Annotated in this window: 12 protein-coding genes; all 12 read left to right on the forward strand. The window is 63.4% G+C overall.

The genetic code is table 11. From position 1 onward, the window contains the following. Positions 1-11 precede the first annotated feature (11 nt). Positions 12-5,912 carry an Hpt domain-containing protein gene (locus H043_RS0102620; protein WP_027610586.1) on the forward strand — a complete coding sequence of 1,967 codons (5,901 nt, stop codon included), beginning with the start codon at positions 12-14 and terminating at the stop codon, positions 5,910-5,912. Next, positions 5,905-6,375: a chemotaxis protein CheW gene (locus H043_RS0102625; protein WP_027610587.1), complete on the forward strand. Its 471-nt coding sequence runs from the start codon at positions 5,905-5,907 to the stop codon at positions 6,373-6,375. Before H043_RS0102620 ends, H043_RS0102625 begins: the two co-directional genes overlap by 8 nt. Positions 6,376-6,909: 534 nt before the next feature. Next, complete coding sequence (locus tag H043_RS0102630; protein ID WP_027610588.1) at positions 6,910-7,275, forward strand: hypothetical protein; 366 nt, start codon at positions 6,910-6,912, stop codon at positions 7,273-7,275. A gap of 228 nt (positions 7,276-7,503) precedes the next feature. Continuing rightward, the gene (gene mdcA, locus H043_RS0102635; protein ID WP_027610589.1) at positions 7,504-9,174 is read left to right on the forward strand and encodes a malonate decarboxylase subunit alpha; all 1,671 of its coding nucleotides are present in this window, start codon (positions 7,504-7,506) and stop codon (positions 9,172-9,174) included. Further along, the gene (locus H043_RS0102640; protein ID WP_027610590.1) at positions 9,174-10,046 is read left to right on the forward strand and encodes a triphosphoribosyl-dephospho-CoA synthase; all 873 of its coding nucleotides are present in this window, start codon (positions 9,174-9,176) and stop codon (positions 10,044-10,046) included. The genes mdcA and H043_RS0102640 overlap by 1 nt, the downstream gene beginning before the upstream one ends. Further along, the gene (locus tag H043_RS0102645; RefSeq protein WP_007964081.1) at positions 10,046-10,345 is read left to right on the forward strand and encodes a malonate decarboxylase subunit delta; all 300 of its coding nucleotides are present in this window, start codon (positions 10,046-10,048) and stop codon (positions 10,343-10,345) included. The genes H043_RS0102640 and H043_RS0102645 overlap by 1 nt, the downstream gene beginning before the upstream one ends. Continuing rightward, positions 10,338-11,189 carry a biotin-independent malonate decarboxylase subunit beta gene (locus H043_RS0102650; protein ID WP_027610591.1) on the forward strand — a complete coding sequence of 284 codons (852 nt, stop codon included), beginning with the start codon at positions 10,338-10,340 and terminating at the stop codon, positions 11,187-11,189. Before H043_RS0102645 ends, H043_RS0102650 begins: the two co-directional genes overlap by 8 nt. After that, the gene (mdcE, locus tag H043_RS0102655; RefSeq protein ID WP_027610592.1) at positions 11,186-11,971 is read left to right on the forward strand and encodes a biotin-independent malonate decarboxylase subunit gamma; all 786 of its coding nucleotides are present in this window, start codon (positions 11,186-11,188) and stop codon (positions 11,969-11,971) included. The genes H043_RS0102650 and mdcE overlap by 4 nt, the downstream gene beginning before the upstream one ends. After that, entirely contained in the window at positions 11,965-12,585 is a 621-nt protein-coding gene (locus tag H043_RS0102660) for a malonate decarboxylase holo-ACP synthase (RefSeq protein ID WP_027610593.1), read from the forward strand. The genes mdcE and H043_RS0102660 overlap by 7 nt, the downstream gene beginning before the upstream one ends. After that, a complete protein-coding gene (gene mdcH / locus H043_RS0102665) occupies positions 12,582-13,502 on the forward strand; it encodes a malonate decarboxylase subunit epsilon (RefSeq protein ID WP_027610594.1) in 921 nt (306 codons plus the stop codon). Before H043_RS0102660 ends, mdcH begins: the two co-directional genes overlap by 4 nt. A gap of 66 nt (positions 13,503-13,568) precedes the next feature. Then, complete coding sequence (gene madL / locus H043_RS0102670) at positions 13,569-13,985, forward strand: malonate transporter subunit MadL (protein WP_027610595.1); 417 nt, start codon at positions 13,569-13,571, stop codon at positions 13,983-13,985. 1 nt (position 13,986) lies between these two features. After that, complete coding sequence (gene madM / locus H043_RS0102675; protein WP_027610596.1) at positions 13,987-14,751, forward strand: malonate transporter subunit MadM; 765 nt, start codon at positions 13,987-13,989, stop codon at positions 14,749-14,751. The last annotated feature ends 54 nt before the right edge of the window (positions 14,752-14,805 follow it).

The raw sequence follows: 14,805 nt of genomic DNA on the forward strand, positions 1-14,805 counted from the left end.
GTGGAGTGGTTATGGGTGACCGGCACGACTACGTGGCCCTCGAATGGGTCAAGGGTGAAATTGCCGAAACGCTGAAACAGGCGCATCAGGCGATTGAAACCGTGCTCGATGACCCGCAGGCCACGCCGGGGCTGGATGAGTGTCTGGCCTATATCCATCAGGTGCACGGCAGTTTGCAGATGGTCGAGTTCTACGGCGCCGCTTTGCTCGCCGAAGAGATGGAGCATCTGGTCGAAGCCTTGCAGCAGGGACGCGTCGCCCATCGCGATGAAGCCCTGCACTTGCTGCTGCAAGCCCTCGGGCAATTGCCGATTTACCTCGATCGCGTGCAGAGCGCCCGCCGCGATCTGCCGCTGGTGGTGCTGCCGCTAATCAACGATCTGCGCAGTGCACGCGGCGACAGCCTGCTCTCGGAAACCAGCCTGTTCAGCCCGCCACTGCCGGACTTGCCGCCGTTGAGCGCAGAAGCGCTGGCCGCGCTGGAGCCGGCCGAGTGGCCCAACATGCTGCGCAAGTTGCGCCAGATGCTGCAAATGGCGCTGGTCGGGTTGCTGCGCGAGCAGGATGATCAGACCCACCTCGAATACCTGGCGAAAGTTTTCCAGCGCCTCGAAGCGCTCAGCGCCGATGCGCCCCTGAGCCCGCTGTGGCAGGTCGCTTCCGCGCTGGTCGAAGGCATGCGCGAAGGCGCCATCGCCAACAGCCCGGCGTTGCGCAGCCTGTTCAAGGACGCCGACAAGGAACTCAAGCGCCTGCTCGAACAGGGCATGCGCGGCCTCAATCAGCCGCCCCCGCCGGAGTTGCTGAAAAGCCTGCTGTTCTATATTGCCAAAGCCGAACATCCCACCGGGCAGATGCTGACCATGAAAGATCGCTACTCCCTGGACGACGCGTTGCCCGACAGCGCGATGGTCGACGAAGAACGTGCGCGTCTGGCCGGTCCCGACCGCGATGCGATGCGCTCGGTGCTGGCGGCATTGTGCGAAGAGCTGGTGCGGGTCAAGGAGCGTCTCGACCTGTTCGTGCGCAGCGACCGTCAGCACACCTCCGACCTGGAGAGCCTGCTGGCGCCGCTGCGGCAGATCGCCGACACCCTCGCGGTGCTCGGTTTCGGCCAGCCGCGCAAAGTCATCATCGATCAACTGGCGGTGGTGCTCAGCCTCGCTCAGGGCCAGCGCGAACCGAATGACGCGACCCTGATGGACGTTGCCGGCGCGCTGCTTTACGTCGAAGCCAACCTCGCCGGCATGGTCGGCACCGTCGAGCCGGAAAGCCCCGAAGACGCGCGCCTGCCGACCACCGACCTGACGCAGATCCATCAGATCGTGATCAAGGAAGCGCGCATCTGCCTGCAACAGGCCAAGGACATGATCGTCGATTACATCGACGCCGACTGGGATCGCCAGCAACTGCAACCGTTGCCGGAACTGCTGACCCAGGTGCGCGGCGCGCTGGCGATGATTCCGCTGAGCCGGGCGGCCAGTCTGGTCGAGGCCTGCAACAGCTTCATCCGCGAACACCTGCTGCTCGATCCGCACCAGCCAGGCTGGCAGCAACTGGATAATCTGGCCGACGTCATCACCAGCCTCGAGTATTACCTCGAACGCCTGAGCGACGACCCGCAAGCGCCGAATGAACAACTGCTGGATGTCGCACAAAAGAGCCTCGCCAGTCTCGGTTTCTTTCCACATGAGCAGCACGTGCCGCTGCTCGACGACGTGCTCAGCCCCAGCGAAGCGCTGGTGATGCAGGATCTGCAGACACTGGATGACCCCGAGACCGTGCAGTCGCTGGCCGAGGTGCTGGCCAGCCCGGTGTCGGCGGTCAACCCGCCGGCCTTGATCACGCCCGGCAGCCTGATGCCGCCGCCGGTCGATGAAGAACCGGTGGACGATGAACTGCGCGAAGTGTTCCTCGAAGAGACCGACGAAGTCCTCGAAGTCCTGCACGAATACCTGCCGCGCTGGTCGGCTGACACTCATGACCGCGCCGCACTGACCGAACTGCGCCGCGCCTTTCACACCTTGAAGGGCAGCGGGCGCATGGTTCGCGCGTTGATCCTTGGCGAGCTGGCCTGGGCCGTGGAAAACCTGCTCAACCGCGTGCTGGAGCACAGTGTCGAGCCTGGAGCGCAGGTGCAGCAGTTGCTCACTGACACGCTGTTGCTGCTGCCGGAACTGATCAGCGAATTCGCCATGCAGCGCCAGCGTCAGCGCATTGATGTCGATCAACTGGCGGCCCGTGCGCATGCGCTGGCCAAAGGTGTCGAGCCGCTGGCGGCCGAAGACGTCGACGACGTGGCGGCTCTCGACCCGCTGTTGCTGGAGATCTTCCGCAACGAGGCCGAAACCCACCTCGCCAGCCTCAACCGCTTCCTCGATCAGGCTGCCGAGCATGTGCCGCTGCCGGCCAGCGACGAATTGCAGCGCGCCTTGCACACGCTCAAGGGCAGTGCGTCGATGGCCGGCGTGTTGCCGATTGCCGAACTGGCGGCGCCGCTGGATAAACTGGCGCGCGAGTTCAAGGCGCATCAGTTGCCGCTGGATCTCGATGAAGTGGAATTGCTCCTCGAAGCCGAAGGCTTGTTCCGCGTCGGCCTGCGCCAGCTCAAGCACGATCCGCTGGCACCGATTGTCGGTGCGCAGTCGCTGATCAAACGCACCGAAACGCTGCTGGCCGAACGTCTGGAGGCGATCCTCAACGCGCCGAACACTGGCCTGCGGATCAAGCGCGATCCGCAACTGATCAACAACTTCCTCGCCCAGGGCATGGACATCCTGCTCGACGCCGAAAGCCTGTTGCAGCGCTGGCAGCAACATCCCGGCGAGCGTCAGGAACTCAGCGCGCTACTGGACGAACTCACTACTCTGGGCGAAGGCGCACACCTCGCCGATCTGCTGCCGGTGGACGTGCTCTGCGAAGCCTTGCTCGACCTGTATGGCGCCGTCGAAGAAAGCAGCCTGGCGGTCAGCGACAGGTTTTTCCACGAAGCGCAGAACGCCCATGAAGCGCTGATCAACATGCTCGATGAACTGGCCGCCGGCCAGGAAATCACCCCACAGCCGCAGCGCATTCGCGCCCTGCACGAACTGCTCGATGAAAGCCTCGACCCGACGGCGATGGGGCTGATTCGCAGCGACGGCAGCAGGACCTTGAGCATCAGCGAACTGGGCGCCGCGACCGCCGAACTCGCTCACGCCAATGCCGAGACCGCACCGGACGACGAGATCGTCGAGATCTTTCTCGAAGAAGCGGTGGACATCCTCGACAGTGCCGGGCAAGCCTTGCAACGCTGGTTGAGCGACCCGGACAACGCTGCGCCGCTGTCCTCTTTGCAGCGCGATCTGCACACCCTCAAGGGTGGCGCGCGGATGGCCGAGGTCGACGCCATCGGCGATCTGGCCCATGAGCTGGAAAGTCTCTACGAAGGTCTGGTGGATCGTCGCCACAGCTACAGCGAGCTGCTCGGACGCTTGCTGCACAAGAGCCACGACCGCTTGGCCCAGTTGCTTGAACAGTTGCACAACCATCAGCCACTGACCCCGGCGCAAGACCTGATCGAAGCGATCCGCCAGTTCCGTCAGGGCCAGTCCGGCAGTGCCGAAACAGCGCAGCCGACGGCTGTACCCGACAGCACAGCGCATGATCCGGAGCTGCTGGAAATCTTCCTTGAAGAAGGTTTCGACATCATCGAAAGCTCCGGCGCGGCGTTGCTGCGCTGGCAGGCCGAGCCGGGCAATCGGCAGGAAGTGGAAACCCTGCTGCGCGATCTGCACACCCTCAAGGGCGGTGCGCGGATGGTCGAGATCGGCCCGATCGGCGACCTCGCCCATGAGCTCGAATACCTTTACGAAAGCCTCGCCACCGGCGTGCTGCAACCGTCCGCCGAACTGTTCGCGCTGGTGCAGCGCGGGCATGACCGCCTGGCGCAAATGCTCGATGGCGTGCGTGCCGGGCAGCCATGCCCGCCGGCGGATCGGCTGATCAATGCGATCCAGAATTTCAGCCATCCGGCGACCCCCGACACGCCGCCGTTGCTGCCGATTCCGGCCAAGACCGAGCCTGCGGTGCCTGCCGCCGATGCCGGCGCGGACATGGTCAAGGTCTCCGCCGAACTGCTTGATGAACTGGTCAATCTGGCCGGCGAAACTTCGATTTTCCGCGGGCGTATCGAGCAGCAGGTCAGCGATGCGCAAACCGCGCTGAACGAGATGGAAACCACCATCGAACGCATGCGCGATCAGTTGCGCCGGCTCGACACTGAAACCCAGGGACGGATTCTCAGCCGTCAGCAAGTCGATGCCGAACGCCTCGGTTACGAAGAGTTCGACCCGCTGGAAATGGACCGCCATTCGCAGTTGCAGCAACTGTCGCGGGCACTGTTCGAATCCGCCTCCGACTTGCTCGATCTCAAGGAAACCCTCGAGCGCCGCAACCACGACGCCGAGAACCTGTTGCAGCAACAGGGGCGGATCAACACCGAGTTGCAGGAAGGCCTGATGCGCACGCGCATGGTGCCGTTCGAACGGATGTTGCCGCGCCTGAAACGCATCGTGCGGCAGGTCGCCGAAGAGCTGAACAAGGACGTCGCGTTCATCATCGGCAACGCCGAAGGCGAGATGGATCGCAATGTGCTGGAGCGCATGGCCGCGCCGCTGGAGCACATGCTGCGCAACGCCGTCGACCATGGCCTGGAGTCGGCCGAAGTGCGGCTGGCGGCGGGCAAACCGGCGCAGGGCACGATCACCCTCGACCTGACCCGCGAGGGCGGCGACATCGTTTTCGATATTCGCGACGACGGCGCCGGGGTGCCGCTCGAAGCGGTGCGGCGCAAGGCGATCAAGCGCGGCCTGTTGGCACCGGACGCCGAAATCAGCGACCGCGACGTGCTGCAATTCATCCTGCAGCCGGGCTTCTCCACGGCGGAAAAGATCACCCAGATTTCCGGACGCGGCGTCGGCATGGACGTGGTTCACGAAGAAGTCCGCCAGCTCGGCGGCACCATGAGCATCGACTCGGTGCCGGGGCAGGGCGTGCACTTCCGCATTCGTCTGCCGTTCACCGTGTCGGTCAACCGCGCGCTGATGGTGCAATGCGGCGAGGATCAATACGCGATTCCGCTGAACACCATCGAAGGCATCGTCCGCGTGTTGCCGAATGATCTGGAAGCGCACTACCGCAACGATCCGCCGAGCTACCACTACGCCGGCCAGCGCTACGAACTGTGCTATCTGGGCGAGCTGCTGAAAACCGCGCCGCGCCCGAAACTGCTCGGCCAGAGCCTTCCATTGCCGGTGCTGCTGGTGCAGTGCAATGACCGGCACATTGCGGTGCAGGTCGATGCGATGGCCGGCTCTCGCGAGATTGTGGTCAAGAGCCTCGGCCCGCAGTTCGCGGCGGTGCAGGGCGTGTCCGGGGCGACGATTCTTGGCGATGGCCGGGTGGTGCTGATTCTTGATCTGCTCGCACCGATTCGCGCGATGCAGGCGCGGGTTGCACAGCGTCCGGCGCAGGCGGAAATCGACAGCGAACCGCAGAAGCCACTGCTGGTGCTGGTGGTCGATGACTCGGTGACCGTGCGCAAGGTCACCAGCCGTTTGCTCGAACGCCACGGCATGAACGTGCTGACCGCCAAGGACGGCGTCGACGCGATGCTGCTGCTGGAAGAACACATGCCCGACCTGATGCTGCTCGACATCGAAATGCCGCGCATGGACGGCTTCGAAGTCGCCACCCAAGTGCGCCACGATGAACGCTTGCAACACCTGCCGATCATCATGATCACCTCGCGCACCGGGCAGAAACACCGCGACCGCGCGATGGCCATCGGCGTCAACGACTACCTCGGCAAGCCGTATCAGGAATCGGTGCTGCTCGAAAGCATTGCCCACTGGAGCAAGAAACATGCATGAGCGCCGCCACAACGCGCGCACCAGCCAACTCACCGGCCTGCTGCTGCCACTGGCCGACCGCAACCTGATCCTGCCCAACGTCGCCGTGGCCGAGCTGATTGACTACCAGGCCAGCGCCTTCGACCTCGACACACCGCCGTGGTACCTGGGGCGGGTGAGCTGGCGTGAGCGGCAGATTCCGCTGCTGAGTTTCGAGTCGGCCTGCGGGCAGAAAATCGTCATCGGCGAACGCGCGCGGATCGTCATCCTCAATGCTCTCGGCGGCTTGCCGCAGCTGAAATTCATTGCGCTGCTGGTGCAGGGGATTCCGCGTTCGTACAAGCTCGACAGTCAGTTGAGTTATGTCGATGTGCCGTTGTGTGCGCTGGAGCAGGCGGCGGTGCAGGTCGGGGAGCAGGTGGCCAAGGTGCCGGATTTGTTGGGGTTGGAGCAGTTGTTGGTGGAGGCTGGGCTGGTTCACTGATCCAGAGTTTGTGGTGATCTTGCTGGCCTCTTCGCGAGCAGGCTCGCTCCCACATTGAATCTTCAGTGAACACAGATTTTGGACACGACACAGATCCCCTGTGGGAGCGAGCCTGCTCGCGAAGGCGCCAGTCGCTTCACCCGATTCCTACAAATAAAGTCCGATTTCTGTAGCGCAATAAACACTTTCCAGCACAGCTGTTTAAAGACACTCAGTGTTACGCCTCACCGGCCTACAAATCCTTGCGCCGCTGCCTACGCATGCACCAGAATCCGCCGGCTTGTGCGCCCTCGGCAGGCTGCGTAACTTGATTGCGTCACTGATTCCCAGTGATCGGGTTTAGCAGCCCGGCTTCGTTTTATTCCGGTCGTACAAGTCTCATCCGGTCAGGCATTCGCCTGCGCTTGATGGTGGCTGTGTGCATGGCACCTTCGGGTGCGCCGGGTTCCGGAATGACCGGTCTGCTAACTTGCGCACAGCCGCCACCCTACCGTTTAGCAGCGAGATGGTGCGGCCTCACAGAGGTACATTCCGATGTTCAAAGTAACACCTAACCCGCCGGTCACCGACACGGCATCCCCCTACGAAGCCCCCGAATCAAAGAAATTCCACGAAGCCGCCGAACGCGCCCTCGACCATTACCTCGGCCCGCCAAAACCCGACCTCATGGCCACGCCCTACACCCCCAACACGCTGTACATGGCCAACCCCGACGCCGACAGCGAATCCCTGCTGGCCGACGCCAGCGAATCCCTCGGCTCCGCTACGGTCATGCTCAACAACCATGCGGCGCTGGTGCAAGGCACGCACCGCAAGACCCTGCAGGGCATTGCTCAGGTGGTGATGGTGGCGGAGATGGCGGTGAATCGGGTGTTGGACAAATTGGTGCCCACGGACTGATTGATGCGGTGTTCCGACTGGCCTCTTCGCGAGCAGGCTCGCTCCCACATTGGATCTTCAGTGATCCGGGATTTTGAGCACGACACAGAACCCCTGTGGGAGCGAGCCTGCTCGCGAATGCGGCAGTGAACGTTACGCTCAGCGTAATGATTTACCACCGCGCTTGATTGATGCCCCCACCCCACACGCCTAACGTAGCTCCACGACAGCGAACCCCGTGGAGTGAGCATGACAACAACAATTTCCCCCGACTCGCGCTGGACGCGGCGGCGTGACGAGAAGCAGCGGCGTCTCGACAAGGTGCTCGGGCTGGCCGACGGTGTGGTGTTGCCCAGCGACAAGATCGTCGCGGCACTCGAAGCGTTGATCCATCCCGGCGACCGGGTGGTGCTGGAGGGCAACAATCAGAAACAGGCGGATTTCCTTTCCCGTTCGCTGGCCAAGGCTGACCCGGCCAAGCTGCATGATCTGCACATGATCATGCCCAGCGTCGGTCGCTCCGAGCATCTGGATCTGTTCGAACGCGGCATCGCCCGCAAGCTCGATTTCTCCTTTGCCGGCACCCAGAGTCTGCGCATCAGCCAGTTGCTCGAAGACGGCCTGCTGGAAATCGGCGCGATTCACACTTACATCGAACTCTACGCGCGGCTGGTGGTGGACCTGATCCCCAACGTCGTGCTCTCGGCCGGGTTCATGGCCGACCGCGCCGGCAACATCTACACCGGCCCCAGCACCGAAGACACCCCTGCATTGATCGAACCGGCCGCGTTCAGCGACGGTATCGTTATCGTCCAGGTCAATCAACTGGTGGACGACGTCAGCGAACTGCCCCGCGTGGACATCCCCGCTTCGTGGGTGGATTTCGTGGTGGTGGCCGACAAGCCGTTCTACATCGAACCGCTGTTCACCCGCGACCCACGGCACATCAAACCGGTGCACGTGTTGATGGCGATGATGGCGATTCGCGGGATCTACGAAAAACACAACGTGCAGTCGCTCAACCACGGCATCGGTTTCAACACCGCTGCCATTGAGTTGATCCTGCCGACCTACGGCGAATCCCTCGGCCTCAAAGGCAAGATCTGCCGCAACTGGACGCTCAACCCGCACCCGACCCTGATCCCGGCGATCGAGAGCGGTTGGGTCGAGAGCGTGCATTGCTTCGGCACTGAACTGGGCATGGAAAACTACATCGCCGCGCGCCCGGACGTTTTCTTCACCGGGCGCGACGGCTCGCTGCGTTCCAACCGGATGTTCTGCCAACTCGCCGGGCAGTACGCGGTGGACCTGTTCATCGGCGCGACCCTGCAGGTCGATGGCGACGGGCATTCCTCGACCGTGACCCGTGGTCGTCTCGCCGGTTTCGGCGGTGCACCGAACATGGGCCACGACCCGCGTGGTCGCCGTCACGGCACCCCGGCGTGGCTCGACATGCGCCACGACGATTCACAGCAACCGATGCTCGAACGCGGCAAGAAACTCGTGGTGCAAATGGTCGAGACCTTCCAGGAGGGTGGCAAACCGACCTTCGTCGAAACCCTCGACGCGGTGGAAGTGGCGAAGAAAAGCGGCATGCCGCTGGCGCCGATCATGATTTACGGCGACGACGTCACCCACCTGCTCACCGAGGAAGGCATCGCCTACCTGTACAAGGCGCGCTCGTTGGAAGAACGCCAGGCGATGATCGCTGCGGTTGCGGGCGTGACCGCCATCGGCCTGCGCCACAACCCGAAAGACACCGAACGCATGCGCCGCGAAGGCCTGATCGCCTTGCCCGAAGACCTCGGCATCCGCCGCACCGACGCCACCCGCGAACTGCTGGCGGCGAAAAGCGTTGCCGATTTGGTCGAGTGGTCCGGCGGCCTCTACAACCCTCCCGCCAAGTTCAGGAGCTGGTAATGCACGCACTCAACCTGCAAGCGAAACCCCTGAGCCTCCGCGAACACCTGGCCGATCTGGCGGTGGATGCGCTGATCGACGAAGCCGATCTGTCGCCGAAACCGGCGCTGGTCGACCGGCGCGGCAATGGCGCGCACACCGATCTGCACTTGGGCCTGATGCACGCCTCGGCGTTGTCGTTGTGGCCGGCGTTCAAGGAAATGGCCGAAGCGGCGGCTGAAATCGGCGCAGTCGATTCAACGTTGCGCGAAGCGATTGGCCGCATCGGTCGCGAAGGCGAGCAAGCCATGCTCGCGACCACCAACGGTGTGAATACCCATCGCGGCGCCATTTGGGCACTGGGGTTACTGGTGACCGCCGCTGCACTCGAACCGAAATCCTCCAGCGCCAACGCCGTCACCTTGCGCGCCGCACGTCTGGCATTACTCGATGACCGCTACGCACCAAAACCGCTGAGCCACGGCGCACAAGTCGCCCTGCGTTACGGCGCACGCGGTGCCCGTGAGGAAGCGCAACTCGGCTTTCCGTCTGTGCTGCAACGCGGCCTGCCGCAACTCAAACGCAGCCGCGCCAGAGGCCACGGCGAACAGAACGCCCGGCTCGATGCGCTGCTGGCGATCATGACCGATCTGGCCGACACCTGCGTGCTCTACCGCGCCGGTGAACAAGGCCTGCACGCCATGCAACAAGGCGCGCAAGCGGTGCTCGACGCCGGCGGCAGCGCCAGCCTCGGCGGGCGTCGGCGCCTGCACGAACTGGATCAACAACTCATCGCATTGAATGCCTCGCCCGGTGGCGCCGCCGACTTGCTCGCCGCCACGCTGCTGCTCGATCGAATCGAGCGCGACGGCATCCTTCAGGGAGCGTTTTGATGGAAACCTTATCCTTTGAATTCCCCGCCGGGCAGCCGCCACGCGGGCGCGCGCTGGTCGGTTGTGTCGGCTCGGGCGATCTGGAAGTGCTGATCGAACCGGGGCTGGCCGGCAAGCTGACGATCAATGTGCAGACCTCGGTCAACGGTGCGCAGCAGCGCTGGCAACATCTGTTTGCGCGGATGTTCGACGGCTCCACGCCACCGGCGATGGCCATCGATATCCACGATTTCGGCGCCACGCCGGGGGTGGTGCGTCTGCGTCTGGAACAAGGTTTCGAGGAGATCGGCCATGACTGACAGCGCAGCGCTGTTGCACAAGCACAGCTTCGTCGAACTCGGGGCGCGGCAACGGGCGAAAGCCTTGCTCGACGCCGAGACCTTCCGTGAATTGCTCGACCCGTTTCAACGGGTGATGTCGCCATGGCTGGAGCGTCAGGGCGTGGTGCCGCAAGCCGATGACGGCGTGGTGATCGCCAAGGGCAGCGTCGACGGTTTGCCGGTGGTGATCGCCGCCATCGAAGGCGCGTTCCAGGGCGGCAGCCTCGGCGAAGTCGGCGGAGCGAAGATTGCCGGCGCGCTGGAACTGGCCGCCGAAGACAACCGCAAAGGCATTCCGACCCGCGCCATTCTGCTGCTGGAAACCGGTGGCGTGCGTTTGCAGGAAGCCAACCTCGGGCTGGCGGCGATTGCCGATATTCATGCGGCGATTGTCGATTTGCAGCAGTACCAACCGGTGGTCGGTGTGGTCGCGGGCAGCGTCGGTTGTTTCGGCGGCATGTCGATTGCCGCTGCGCTGTGCAGTTATTTGCTGGTAACCCAGGAAGCGCGTCTCGGTTTGAACGGGCCGCAGGTGATCGAGCAGGAAGCCGGGATCGAGGAATACGACTCCCGCGACCGGCCCTTCATCTGGAGCCTGACCGGTGGCGAGCAGCGTTTCGCTAGCAGCTTGGTGGATCGTTATGTCGCCGATGATGTGGCACAGATTCGCCAGCAGGTGGGCGAGTTGTTGCAACAAGGCTTGCCTGCTCAGCCGCGCAGTCAGCGCGCCGAATGGTTCCTGGAACGTCTGGCGAGCCTGGACACCGCCAAGCAAATCGAGCCGTCGGTGGTTCGCGATCTGTATCAAGGAGAGCGCTCATGAGTGGTTATTCCGTGCGCGGTTTGAACTGGTTCAACGCCCTGACCGGTGGGGCGAAAGCGGTCGAAGGTTTGCCGCCATCGTTGAAGGTTGCTGACGGTGAGCTGGGGCGGTTTATCGCTGTGGTTGCTGACCCCGACAACCGTTTCCCACGGGCTCGCAACGGCGAAGTCGGTTTGCTCGAAGGCTGGGGGCTGGCCAAGACTGTGGATGACGCGATCACGGCGGATCGCGACAAAGCGCAGAAACGCCCGATCATCGCCATCGTCGACGTCCCGAGCCAGGCTTACGGTCGTCGCGAAGAAGCCCTCGGCATTCATCAGGCACTGGCCGGTGCGGCGAACAGTTATGCCCGCGCCCGTTTGGCCGGGCATCCGGTGATTGCGCTGCTGGTGGGCAAGGCCATGTCCGGGGCGTTTCTTGCCCACGGTTATCAGGCCAACCGCTTGATTGCCCTGCGCGATCCCGGTGTGATGGTGCATGCGATGGGCAAGGCTTCGGCGGCGCGGGTGACCTTGCGCAGTGTCGAGGAACTGGAAGCGCTGGCCGCCAGCGTGCCGCCGATGGCCTATGACATCGACAGCTACGCCAGCCTCGGATTGCTCTGGGAAACCCTCTCGGTGCAGCAGATCGAGCAGCCGACGGCGGAGGATCTGGCGCGGGTGACCGAGTGCCTGAAACAGGCCATCGACGATATCTCCAGCACTGACTTGCGCAAGCGTCTCGGCGCGAAAAATCGTGAAGCGTCCAGCCGCGTGCGTGAATTGTTGAGGGCGCAGTGGTGAACATGCCACTGGCCCACGACCTGCTGTGGGGCATGACCCCAGCGCAGCTACCGGCGGATGCGCCGCAGTGGGCAGTCGAGTCGCTGGCTGCCGGGCAACCGGTGGTGGTGCGGCGCGCGGTGAGCGCAGAAGGTTTGGTCGCGGTGGGTGTTCGCGGCGTATTGCGTGAACAGCGGCTTGCGGCGTTTATGCCGGTCGAGTCGATTGCCTGTCGCGTTAGTCCTGAGGCGCTGTGTCATGTCGGTTGCGAGCGCGATTTACCGGTGATGCAGGCACTAAAACAACTGCGGCCGATGCTCGATGATTGCGGTTGGGTCTGGGGTGTCAGCGGCAGTGTCGGGTTTGAGTTGGCCAGTGGTTTTAGAGCGATGCACGCGGCCAGCGATCTCGATCTGATTCTGCGTGCCCCGCAGCTGATTACCCGAAATCAGGCACGCAAATTGGTCGAGTTCTTTGATCAAGCCGTGTGTCGAGTGGACATGCAATTGCAGACGCCGTTCGGTGCAGTGGCTTTGCGCGAATGGGCCGGCGGGTCTGCACGGGTGCTGCTGAAAAACGCCCATCAAGCGTGTCTGGTCGCTGACCCGTGGAACCCGCAGGAGCAGGCAGCGTGAGCAGCCTGTTGGTGTTCCCCGGCCAGGGTGCGCAACAACCGGGCATGCTCCAGCGTTTGCCTCGGGCAACCTTGACCGAGGCCAGCGAGGTGCTCGGTGAAGATGTCGCGCGGCTCGATTCTGCCGATGCGTTGCGCAGCACCCGGGCGGTTCAGCTGTGCTTGTTGATCGCCGGGGTCGCTGCCTCGCGGCAGTTGCTGCAGGACGGACTCACGGCGGATTACGTCGCCGGCCTGTCCATCGGTGCGTACCCGGCAGCAGTAGTTGCCGGGGCCTTGAACTTCAGCGATGCGTTAAATTTGGTCAGCCTGCGTGGCGAGTTGATGCAGCAGGCTTATCCACAGGGCAATGGCATGACCGCGATCATCGGTCTGCAATTATCCACCGTCGAAACGCTGCTGGCGCAGGTGCACAGCGCGGAGTCGCCGGTGTACCTGGCCAACATCAACGCCGATAACCAGGTGGTGATTGCCGGCAGCGACGCGGCGATGCAAGCGGTGGCCGAACTGGCGCGCGGTCGTGGCGCCGGTCTGGCGAAACGCCTGGTGGTGAGCGTGCCGTCACACTGTCCGTTGCTGGAAGCGCCGGCGCAAATCCTCGCGGAAGCCTTCGCCAAGGTTGAACTGAAAACCCCGACAATCGGTTACCTGAGTGGCAGCCGCGCGCGTCCGCTGGTCAAGCCAGATGCCTTGCGTGACGACCTCGCCTTCAACATGTGCCGCGTGGTGGACTGGCGCGGCACCGTGCAAAGCGCTTACGAGCGCGGCGTACGTTTACAAATCGAACTGCCGCCCGGTGCGGTGCTGACCGGGCTGGCGCGCCGGGTGTTTGAATCGGGCACGGTCACTGCCTTCGACAGTGCGCGTCTGGACACCTTGCAGGCGCTGTTGCGAGAGGAGGGTGGCCGCCGACCATAAACCGCCGCGACTCAGGCTTCGAACAACAAAAACAACATTCGACGATGCACTTTGAGGACTACAACAATGATTATTTACGGTGTGGCGCTGTTGGCGATCTGTACGCTGGCAGGGGTGATCATGGGCGACATGCTCGGCGTGTTGCTGGGCGTCAAATCCAACGTCGGCGGGGTCGGCATCGCCATGATCCTGTTGATCTGCGCGCGGTTGTGGATGCAGAAACGCGGCGGCATGACCAAGGATTGTGAGATGGGCGTCGGCTTCTGGGGCGCGATGTACATTCCGGTGGTGGTGGCGATGGCCGCGCAACAGAACGTCGTCACCGCCCTGCACGGCGGCCCGGTGGCGGTGCTGGCGGCCATCGGTTCGGTGCTGGTGTGTGGCTGCACGATTGCCTTGATCAGCCGCACCCATAAAGGCGAACCGTTGCCCGACGAACCGGTGGAAGTCACTCCGGTCGGCACCCCGGTAGGAGGTCGCTGACATGTGGGCACTCATTGAAAACGGTCTGGAACACAACGGCCTGATCACCGCGTTCGCTTTCGTCGGCGTGATCATGTGGGTCTCGGTGATTCTCTCGAAACGCCTGACCTTCGGGCGCATTCACGGCTCGGCGATTGCCATCGTCATCGGTCTGGTACTGGCCTGGGTCGGCGGCACCCTGACTGGCGGCCAGAAAGGCTTGGCGGATCTGACGCTGTTCTCCGGCATCGGCCTGATGGGCGGGGCGATGCTGCGTGATTTCGCGATCGTCGCCACGGCGTTCGAAGTGCAGGCGACCGAGGCGAAGAAGGCCGGGTTGATCGGCGTGATTGCGCTGTTGCTTGGTACGATCCTGCCGTTCATTGTTGGCGCGAGCATGGCCTGGGCCTTCGGTTATCGCGATGCGGTGAGCATGACCACCATCGGCGCGGGCGCGGTGACCTACATCGTCGGCCCGGTGACCGGTGCGGCGATTGGCGCGACGTCGGATGTGATGGCGCTGTCGATTGCCACCGGGTTGATCAAGGCGATTCTGGTGATGGTCGGCACGCCGGTCGCGGCGCGCTGGATGGGCCTGGATAACCCGCGTTCGGCGATGGTGTTCGGTGGTTTGGCCGGAACGGTGAGCGGGGTGACCGCAGGGCTGGCGGCGACGGATCGGCGGTTGGTGCCTTATGGGGCGTTGACGGCGACGTTCCACACCGGGCTTGGCTGTTTGCTCGGGCCTTCGCTGTTGTTCTTCATTGTTCGCGGGATTGTTGGCTAGATACGGAATTTGAGTTGTCTGGGCTGACGCTTTCGCGAGCAAGCCCGCTCCCAC

The organism is Pseudomonas sp. URIL14HWK12:I6 (assembly GCF_000514195.1).
GTDB lineage: Bacteria > Pseudomonadota > Gammaproteobacteria > Pseudomonadales > Pseudomonadaceae > Aquipseudomonas > Aquipseudomonas putida_A.